The following is a 530-nucleotide window of genomic DNA, read 5'->3' on the forward strand; positions in this document are numbered from 1 at the left end:
AATAAGTCCTGCCTTATGTCGTGGATAATGCCGGCGCCCGCCTTGGCGACAAGTATGTTGCGAACGGCGCTTAAAGCTACGCTTACGATAATCGACGCGGTAAGGTATACGCCCATCATGAGCAGAAGGCGCATGTCCTTATGCGGGACTGCCTCGTCCAGGGCCCTTTTTATAAAGAGCGGCCCTACAAGGCCGGAAATCGAGGCGAGAATACTGAATATGAGAGACAGTCTCAAATGGCTTTTCGCTTTTAAAAGATATCCTAAAACGCGTTTTACGTTAAACAGGCTTACCTTTTCGTCAAGGTATTCGTCCATGTCATAGCGGTTTTTTTCTTTGGAGGTTTTCTGTTCCTGTTGTTTCTTGCTGAAGAAGCTCATTGGGTTCCCTCCAAGGCTTCAAGCCCGGCGTTATACTGAAGCTGCCATATATGGAAATAAAACCCCTTCATCGCAAGCAGTTCCTCGTGCGTCCCTCTTTCTATGATCCGCCCCTTGTCCATGACAAGGATCAAATCCGCCTTTCTAAAC

General features: G+C 47.9%; 1 protein-coding gene. It reads right to left on the minus strand.

The window, feature by feature from the left end; translation table 11 throughout:
* On the minus strand, positions 1 to 380 hold a 380-nt coding region (locus ACYVTD_RS16035), incomplete at its 3' end, for an ABC transporter transmembrane domain-containing protein (protein WP_461248680.1).
* Positions 381 to 530: the final 150 nt, after the last annotated feature.

The sequence above is a fragment of the Treponema sp. R6D11 genome, from assembly GCF_054786075.1.